General features: G+C 65.6%; 1 protein-coding gene. It reads left to right on the plus strand.

Features of this window, described 5'->3' with window-relative positions:
• Positions 1 to 76 precede the first annotated feature (76 nt).
• Positions 77 to 433, plus strand: a 357-nt coding sequence (locus ACR6JA_RS22190; RefSeq protein ID WP_494599548.1) for a hypothetical protein, incomplete at its 3' end; no start/stop codon positions are given.

A 433-nucleotide genomic window follows, 5' to 3' on the forward strand; every position in this document is an offset into this window, starting at 1 on the left:
AGCGCGATGTGCTCCTGCAACAGTTGCGGGGCTGGCTCGAGCCGGGCAAGCCCACGGCCGACGCGGAGAAACGGTAATGGATGGTCTGCGCCTTTGCGCGTTGGCGCTGCATGCCGTGGCTGGTCGCGACCGCGCCTGGTTGCTGTCGCGGTTGCCGGCGGACCAACGAAGCCAGTTGACCGCGCTGGTGGCTGAGCTTCGGGAGACCGGCATTCCGGCCGATCCCGATTTGGTACGTCAATTGGTGCGCGAACGGGATCTGCTGGCTCACGCGCCCGCTCAATCGTCCATCAGCGCCAAACTATTGCGCGCGAGCGCCGAGGACGTTTGGGCCGTCCTGCGCAACGAGTCCGATGCGTTGATCAGTCGAGTGCTCCGGAGCAAGGAATGGCCATGGAAGCGCGAACTGATGGATCTGTGCGGCCCGGGCCGT

This window comes from Cedecea sp. B1(4) (assembly GCF_059414925.1).